This is a genomic window from Staphylococcus sp. GDH8C109P, from assembly GCF_017893405.1.
GTDB lineage: Bacteria > Bacillota > Bacilli > Staphylococcales > Staphylococcaceae > Staphylococcus > Staphylococcus cohnii.
Genome location: NZ_JAESMX010000027.1, coordinates 106526 through 114434, shown reverse-complemented (window position 1 = coordinate 114434; position 7909 = coordinate 106526). Strand labels below are relative to the sequence as shown.

Sequence of the window (7909 nt, the reverse complement as noted above, 5' to 3'; positions counted from 1 at the left end):
GCGTATGGTTTTTTTATCCAATAAAAAGACTAGAAACGAATACAATGTATCGTTTCTAGTCTTTGTATCATTCGTCCATTTTTTGATTAACTTTAGCATTGCGTTCAATCATCTTGTCAAAATAACCTTCATATCGTTGCCACTCATCATCCGTAATATCTTCCATTGTCAAATTAGCGCCTAAATCTTTTAACGCGTATAACAACTGGAACATTACGTCTTGAACTGTTATCGCTCTGCCTAATAATTGCGCTAAAGACGCCATACATTGAGGGTCAATATCAGGGTATTCAAATTTAGTACTTTCACCTTGTAATGCGCGTTCATAAAATGCTTTCATTAATGCAGCACGTTCACTGCCATCGCCTTCAACACATAGATATACTTGGACAGCTATGCCACCTCGAACACGTCTTTGTGAAATACCCGCAAATTTCTTCCCGTTAATACTTAAATCAAATTTCCCTGGACAATATGATTGTTCAATCTCATAGGTCTCAATTTCCACATCATCATCTTCAAACATTTTGGACACTAATAAGTACATAACTGAAAATGCTTCATCAATTGTAATGTCATGTTTGCCTTTAAAAATAAGTGATATATTGAGTACACCTTGGTCTAGTACGACACCTAGACCACCTGAGTTTCTCACAATCGCATTATACCCTCGTTCTTCGGTTAAATAGCGAATACCATCTTGCAAATGCGGCAACCTTGAATCATGGATACCCAAAATAATTGTATGTTGGTGTATCCAAGTACGTACCACACTACTTGATAAGTCTTTGCCGACACTTTCTGACAAAGTATCATCAAAGGCAAATGACTGCATCGGCGCTAATCCAGAAGAATGGTCCACATAACGCCAAGTGGCACTATTAAAATACTTACTTGCTAGATCCATTATTGTAATGTTTGAGCAGCAGTGATGATTGATAAATTATACACGTCTTCTATTGAGCAACCACGAGATAAATCATTCACTGGTGAATTAAGACCTTGTAATACTGGACCTACTGCATCATAACCACCAAGACGTTGCGCAATTTTGTATCCAATATTACCCGCTTCTAAACTTGGGAAAATAAATACATTTGCATCGCCTTGAATTTGTGCATCTGGTGCTTTTTTCTTAGCAACTTCAGGTACAATTGCAGCATCAAATTGGAATTCTCCATCAATAACTACATCTTTAAGTTGATCAGTTTCAACTTTTTCTTGTGCTAACGCTACAGCATTTGAAACTTTTTCAACATCATCTGATTTTGCAGAACCTTTTGTTGAGAAACTTAACATTGCTACACGTGGTGACATGCCAAAACTTTGCACAGATTTTGCACTTTCTACTGCAATCTCAGCTAAATCTTCTGCTTCTAATGTAGGATTGATTGCACAATCACCAAAGATATATTGTTCTTCACCTTTAATCATAAAGAATATACCTGATGTTTTAGTTACACCTGGTTTTGTTTTAATAATTTGTAGTGCTGGACGAACTGTATCACCTGTAGAATGCGCAGCACCGCTTACTAAACCTTCAGCCTTACCAGTATATACTAGCATCGTACCAAAGTAATTTACGTCTTTTAACATTTCTTGAGCTTGGGCTTCAGTTGCTTTCCCTTTACGACGTTCAACAAAAGCTGTCACTAACTCTTGCTTCAACTCACTCGTTTCAGGATCGATAATTTCTAAGTTCGAAATATCTAAACCTTTGTCTTTAGCTAACGCATTAACGTTTGTTTCATTACCTAATAGTACCGGTGTTACATAATCCGTACTTTGTAATTGTGTTGCCGCAGTTAATACGCGTTCATCTTCTCCTTCAGGTAAAACAATTTTCACATTTTTTCCTGATAATTTCTCTTGTAATACATCTAATAAAGACATATGGGCCTCCTCAAATTTTTAATACTATTATTTTTTCCATTACTATTATACGTCATTTTTTTATAGAATTCCATGTCACCAATTTGTAATCATTTACTTATGTTTTATAGTTACCTTTATGATAGAATTTTCAGTGTAGAGATAGAATTATTTCATAAAGGAGCGATTCAATATGCCACAAGCGCCAGAAACTTTAGATGGTTGGTATAGTTTACATTTATTATATGCTATAGATTGGGCTAGTTTACGTTTAGTCCCAGAAAATGAACGTCAAACGTTAGTTGAAGAGTTACAAGCATTTTTAGATAAACACGAAGAAGCGCGTACTAACCATGTAGGCGATCATGCATTTTATAATATTACTGGTCAAAAAGCAGATATTCTTTTATGGGCATTACGTCCTGAATTAAAAGATTTAAATGCTTTTGAAAATGAATTCAATAAATTGAGAATCACAGACTTTTTAATTCCGACATATTCATTTGTTTCTATTATTGAACTAGGCAATTATTTAGCAGGAAAATCTGACGAAGATCCTTACGAAAATCCACATATCAAACCAAGATTGTACCCAGAATTACCACAATCCGAATATATTTGTTTCTATCCTATGGACAAACGTCGTAATGAAACTTATAACTGGTACATGTTGTCACTAGAAGACCGACAAGAACTTATGTACAATCACGGTAAAATCGGTCGTCAATATGCTGGTAAAATCAAACAATTTATCACAGGTTCTATGGGCTTTGATGATTTCGAATGGGGTGTTACTCTATTTGCAGATGACCCACTTCAATTCAAAAAAATTGTTTCTGAAATGAGATTTGACGAAACGACAGCACGTTACGGTGATTTTGGTAGTTTCTATGTAGGTAACATTATTACAAAAGATAGTTTACCAACACTGTTTGAAATATAAATATCGTTATATTCTATCGTCACACCCCTCCATTTAAATGGAGGGGTGTTTATATATATCATTTTTTATTTTTCATTCATATATCACTAGCATTGTGCCTTAGATCTAAGTTTTCCAATCATACAGCCATTTTGTTTTTCATGCTTAATACAATTACAATAGCTATATAAATTAATGACTACGTTTAATTTTGAAAACTGGGACTCTGAAGACAAATGTTCCGATAATACGCATGCATAAGTCGCTCTAACTTTCTACTTCGTTTCGTTTGGTTCGCCTGCGCTGCGCATGCATAAGTCGCTCTTCTTTCTACTTCGTAGAAAGAAGAGCGACTAAAAAGGCACACTTGTTTTATTCCAAGTGTGCCTGTCTGAATGTAGTGTGTTTGGGAGAACTTTAATCACTACTTAATTTAAGGGTCAACTGTTAAATATTGTCGCTACTCAATATTTTGTAACAGTCAACTAATACTATTTTAACCTGTTTGAAACATTTGAAACATATTTGCATTACTAAAATTGTATAAAATTCAATTTTTTAAAATACAATCTGTGTTTTTTTACCCAACATATTATTTGAATAAAGTGTTACAATAAAAAATATTAACTTACTAAATATATCCCATGAAAATACAGTTACAAATGGTTTAGTTAAATAAAATATAATTGGTGATTAGATGACAATAAATGTTCAATACTCAGAAAATTATGAAGAAAAAATAGCAAAAGATGTCATAATTCTAGCTGGCAGAATTTTACTTGAATCTGGAGCAGAAGGGTCTCGTGTAGAAGATACAATGACTCGTATTGCCTTCACATTAGGTTATACAGAAAGTAATAGTTTTGTTACGAATACAGTCATTAATTTTATGTTACATAATGAATCTTATCCAAGAATTTACAGAGTAAGAACAAGAGACACCAATCTACATCGTATATCAAGAACCAATCGTGTTTCTAGACAACTTTCCGATGGCACACTCTCAGTTGAAGATGCTTATCAAGAATTACAAAAAATATATCATGAACAAAGTATTAATCACGATCTATTTTTTAAATTTATTGCAGCTGCGATTATCTCTATCAGTTTTCTATATTTACAAGGTGGTTACTTAGTTGATGTATTCACTGCACTCGTTGCAGGCGCTTTTGGTTACCTCGTTGTAGAACTTTTAAATAGAAACTTACACACTAAATTCATTCCTGAATTTATGGGTGCCCTCGTTATTGGCGCAGTGGCAGTAATGGGAAATACGCTTATACAGGGTGGCTCTATTTCAACAATTATTATTTCAGCAGTGATGCCAATTGTACCAGGTGTTTTAATCACTAATGCTATTCAAGATTTATTCAGTGGCCACATGTTAATGTTTACAACTAAATCATTAGAAGCATTAGTAACTGCCTTTGGTATCGGGGCAGGTGTCGGTACCATACTTATTATTTCTTAGGAGCAATGCTTATGTTTTGGATTTTAAATTTAATATTTAGTTATACCGCTTCACTATTCTTCGGTATTATATTTGATGTTCCAAAATATTTATATAATGCTGTTGGCATTGTTGGTGCTTGTGGTTGGATGGTTTATACATTATTTTATGATGGTTTCCAACTTCACACCATTTATTCAAGCTTCTTTGGAAGTTTAGCATTGGGTTTACTTAGTCATATAATGGCTCGCTTTAAAAAAGAACCAGTTATTCTATTTATGGTGCCAGGTATTATACCTTTGGTACCTGGAGGTTTAGCCTTTGACGCTACGAAAAATCTTATTTTGTTAGACTTTAGTAAAGCAATTAACACGATGCTAGAAGTAACGCTGATTGCAGGCGCAATCGCTTTAGGTTTATTATTTGCTGATCAAATATCTAAACTCATCGTTTCCGGCACAAAATTCAGCAAAAAGCACATTTAATAATTGAACATAAAAAATCTGAGGCACATAAAAGTCCTCAGATTTTTTGTATAAGACATGATAATTTTATTTTAAAAACGCCTATCAATATGCAATTAAAATCCGTTGCTATTGATAGGTGTTTTTTTCATACACAAAATATTGTAAGCATACCATATATAATTATTTATATGTTTATCACATAAATAATTAACGAATGTCATCTATTTATGCGTTTGCTCTGGTACTTTATTTTCATTAATAAGGTTCACTACTTCATCTTCCGAACGATTTAATATCAATTTACTTAATTTATCATTATCCATTTGTTTTAATTTAGGATAACGAATTACGAAAAAGACTAATCCTATAATTAACCAACCAAACAATGCAATATAAGATGGCGTTGATAATCCAGCTGGTGAAGCAGGAATTAATAATAGTAATAAGAAAACAAACGATACTATTGTACCGATAATCGCAAATGTTTTATATACCGGACCATATGTGTTACTTGTTTTGTCATAACTAAATAAACGAGCTGCTGATAAACATGTAATAAAGTATGCTATCGAAACACCCGTAGATGACATATCAACAATCCATGTCAATGCCGTACGGCCTAACCAAGGTGCAATCAATGTGATAGCTACAAGGAATATGATTGCTACATACGGTGTTTTATATTTATTATGCAATTTACTAAATACTGAAGGCATAATACCTGAGCGTCCCATTGAGAACAATAAACGACTTGAACTCATTAAAAATCCGTTTAAACCAGTAAAAATACCCATGATAATAGCAATCGCTAAAATTGCCAAACCTATATAGCCAAATGCTCCACTTGTAACAGCACCTGTTAACCATAATTGACCGTTTAAATCATTCTCTGAACTACTTAGCCAACCTGTATACAAAATCATTAGCACATATGTAAATGCTGCTGCTAATAAACTATATACAATAAGTTTAAACGTTTTATTTGGAGCAAAATCAAATTCTTCTGCAGTTTGTGGAATGTTGTCAAAACCTACATAAGCCCACGGTGCCACTGCAACTATCATTACGATTGATGTAAGCCAACCTTTTTCTTTGTTCGCTAATGGTTGTAAATTTTCTAATGAGAAATTACTACCAAAGAACGAACCGAAAAATAACAATAAGATTGTAATGACCATCGCTACACAGAAATAAAATTGTAGCGAACCTGAAACACTCGTACCTTTAATAGCTATAAACATAAATACAATCAATAACAATGATGCAATTAATATTTCAGTAATATAAACATCCCATCCTGCGATGGTATATAGTTTACCTGTTTCTAAAACATCAGGTAATAAAAATTTAATTAATAAACTAAATGCAGTTGCGTTTAAAGCCACTACACAAATATAACCAAAAGTTAAAAACCAAGATGAGAAAAAACTTACGTATCTGCCAAAGCCTAAAAAGCTAAACGCGAAAGCCCCACCAGAAACTGGGAACCGTTCAACAAGCGCGCCATAACTTACCGCAATTAAAATCATTAACAATGCACCAATTACAATACCAATAGCTGCTGGAATAGGTCCAGATTGACCAATCCAATCACCCGGTAAAATAAATGCGCCCCAACCGATACACGAACCATAGGCAATTGCCCAAACAAATTTCTCAGATAAGTTTTGTTTTAAATCTCCTCTATCTACTTTCTTATCATTTTTTCCCATAAATAAAATTCACCTCATGAGATGTATTATACCCATAAGATGAATTCTATAACAATTATAAAATTATAATTTAATCGTACCAATCACTAACATTAACCAACCTATAATAAATAAAACACCTCCGATTGGTGTAATTGCACCAAGTATACGAATTTGTGTTAACGCTAAGATATAAAGCGAACCACTGAAAAATACAATGCCTAAGAATAAAAGCCATCCTGCCCAATTTACATTAATTGACGTTGTACCACTTATAATTCCAATTAATAGTAACCCAAGCCCGTGATACATTTGATAAGTGGTTGCTTTTTCCCATACAGATAAATATTTATCCGATAACTTACCTTCCAGACCATGTGCGCCAAATGCGCCAGTACCTACAGCCATTAAAGCATTTAAAGCGCCGAGAATAATAAATAATTTCATATAAATAAACCTCTCTTTCTTAAATTAAAAATCAAAAATTGAATCTCCATTACCAATTTCATCGTCTGTTACTAATTTATTAGAATTTAGCGAAGTATTAGTATTTGTATATTTTGTCGAAGAAGCCGGTATTTTCCCTCCCATTGCTTGAATTTCTTCAGGAGAGATACCTTGTTTCTCACTAGCTGTAGTGTGTTTTACATTTTGTGATGATTTAAATGAAGTAGACACTGAATACGTATTATCTTTAACATGCTGCTTATCATGTGCACTATTTACTAAAGACGTTAGTGTATGAATGGCATAGATATGCTTTTCAAACTCTGCATCATTCTTAGCTTCATCTGCTTGAACTAATTCTTGTTCAATAAGTTGAATAATTTTCTCTTTTTCCATTTATTTTATAACCCACTTTCACACCAATTTATAGGTTCAATGCCATTTTTTTGTAAATATGCATTTGTTAAGGAATACGGTTTTGAACCAAAGAACCCGCGATATGCAGATAATGGACTTGGATGTGGTGATTTAATAACGTGATGTTTAGATGTGTCAATCAGTTTCATTTTTTGTTGTGCGGGTTTACCCCACAAAATAAATACAACATTACTCAAATTTTCAGAAACTGTTTTAATCACTTCATCTGTAAAAGTTTCCCAGCCTATATCTCTGTGAGAATGTGCTTCTCCTTGTCGTACTGTCAAAACAGTATTTAACAATAAAACGCCTTCTCTTGCCCAATCTTGTAAATGTGGTGATTGTCTTACACAACCGATATCGTCTTCAAGTTCTTTATACATATTTCTTAATGAAGGCGGAAACTTAGCATTCGGTTGCACAGAAAATGCTAAACCATGTGCTTGATTTGGTCCATGATAAGGATCTTGTCCCAAGATAACAACTTTCACTTTTTCAAAAGGCGTTAAATCAAAAGCTTGATAAATGTTTTCCCTATCTGGATAGATTACCTTTGTCGTATATTCATTTTCTAAAAAATTATGCATTTCAGTAAAATCATGCTCCGTAGTTATTTTATGAAAAACATCAGACCATTCCATAC

9 protein-coding genes are annotated in these 7909 nt (G+C 33.4%); 3 read left to right on the top strand and 6 right to left on the bottom strand.

Annotated features, from left to right (window positions below; all coding sequences use genetic code 11):
* Positions 1 to 67: 67 nt before the first annotated feature.
* Positions 68 to 907: a lipoate--protein ligase family protein gene (locus tag KA867_RS13120; RefSeq protein WP_210138323.1), complete on the bottom strand. Its 840-nt coding sequence runs from the start codon at positions 905 to 907 to the stop codon at positions 68 to 70.
* Entirely contained in the window at positions 907 to 1893 is a 987-nt protein-coding gene (gene pta, locus KA867_RS13115; protein ID WP_210138322.1) for a phosphate acetyltransferase, read from the bottom strand. Before pta ends, KA867_RS13120 begins: the two co-directional genes overlap by 1 nt.
* 172 nt (positions 1894 to 2065) lie before the next feature.
* On the opposite strand from pta, the gene hemQ reads away from it, so the two are divergent.
* The 3 genes from hemQ to KA867_RS13100 all read left to right on the top strand — a co-directional run bounded on the left by hemQ (position 2066) and on the right by KA867_RS13100 (position 4729).
* A complete protein-coding gene (gene hemQ / locus KA867_RS13110; protein WP_107383639.1) occupies positions 2066 to 2815 on the top strand; it encodes a hydrogen peroxide-dependent heme synthase in 750 nt (249 codons plus the stop codon).
* A gap of 682 nt (positions 2816 to 3497) precedes the next feature.
* On the top strand, positions 3498 to 4265 hold the full coding sequence (locus tag KA867_RS13105; protein WP_481906162.1) for a threonine/serine exporter family protein: 768 nt from the start codon (positions 3498 to 3500) through the stop codon (positions 4263 to 4265).
* Positions 4266 to 4276: 11 nt separating this feature from the next.
* Positions 4277 to 4729 (top strand): threonine/serine exporter family protein, encoded by a 453-nt coding sequence (locus KA867_RS13100; RefSeq protein WP_107383637.1) that lies wholly within the window; start codon positions 4277 to 4279, stop codon positions 4727 to 4729.
* Positions 4730 to 4932: 203 nt separating this feature from the next.
* Here the strand turns inward: KA867_RS13100 and KA867_RS13095 are convergent, their stop codons facing one another.
* The 4 genes from KA867_RS13095 to KA867_RS13080 form a co-directional block, all read right to left on the bottom strand.
* On the bottom strand, positions 4933 to 6423 hold the full coding sequence (locus KA867_RS13095) for an APC family permease (RefSeq protein WP_210138320.1): 1491 nt from the start codon (positions 6421 to 6423) through the stop codon (positions 4933 to 4935).
* 63 nt (positions 6424 to 6486) lie between these two features.
* Complete coding sequence (locus KA867_RS13090; RefSeq protein ID WP_210138319.1) at positions 6487 to 6849, bottom strand: DUF423 domain-containing protein; 363 nt, start codon at positions 6847 to 6849, stop codon at positions 6487 to 6489.
* A 24-nt stretch (positions 6850 to 6873) separates the two neighbouring features.
* Entirely contained in the window at positions 6874 to 7245 is a 372-nt protein-coding gene (locus KA867_RS13085; RefSeq protein WP_210138318.1) for a DUF5327 family protein, read from the bottom strand.
* 5 nt (positions 7246 to 7250) lie between these two features.
* Positions 7251 to 7907 carry a uracil-DNA glycosylase gene (locus tag KA867_RS13080; protein ID WP_107383633.1) on the bottom strand — a complete coding sequence of 219 codons (657 nt, stop codon included), beginning with the start codon at positions 7905 to 7907 and terminating at the stop codon, positions 7251 to 7253.
* Positions 7908 to 7909: the final 2 nt, after the last annotated feature.

Bases quoted from the DNA above. Each gene is read 5' to 3' on its own strand.
- KA867_RS13120 (WP_210138323.1), bottom strand. From the start codon at position 907: ATGGATCTAGCAAGTAAGTATTTTAATAGTGCCACTTGGCGTTATGTG.
- pta (WP_210138322.1), bottom strand. From the start codon at position 1,893: ATGTCTTTATTAGATGTATTACAAGAGAAATTATCAGGAAAAAATGTG.
- hemQ (WP_107383639.1), top strand. From the start codon at position 2,066: ATGCCACAAGCGCCAGAAACTTTAGATGGTTGGTATAGTTTACATTTA.
- KA867_RS13100 (WP_107383637.1), top strand. From the start codon at position 4,277: ATGTTTTGGATTTTAAATTTAATATTTAGTTATACCGCTTCACTATTC.
- KA867_RS13095 (WP_210138320.1), bottom strand. From the start codon at position 6,423: ATGGGAAAAAATGATAAGAAAGTAGATAGAGGAGATTTAAAACAAAAC.
- KA867_RS13090 (WP_210138319.1), bottom strand. From the start codon at position 6,849: ATGAAATTATTTATTATTCTCGGCGCTTTAAATGCTTTAATGGCTGTA.
- KA867_RS13085 (WP_210138318.1), bottom strand. From the start codon at position 7,245: ATGGAAAAAGAGAAAATTATTCAACTTATTGAACAAGAATTAGTTCAA.
- KA867_RS13080 (WP_107383633.1), bottom strand. From the start codon at position 7,907: ATGGAATGGTCTGATGTTTTTCATAAAATAACTACGGAGCATGATTTT.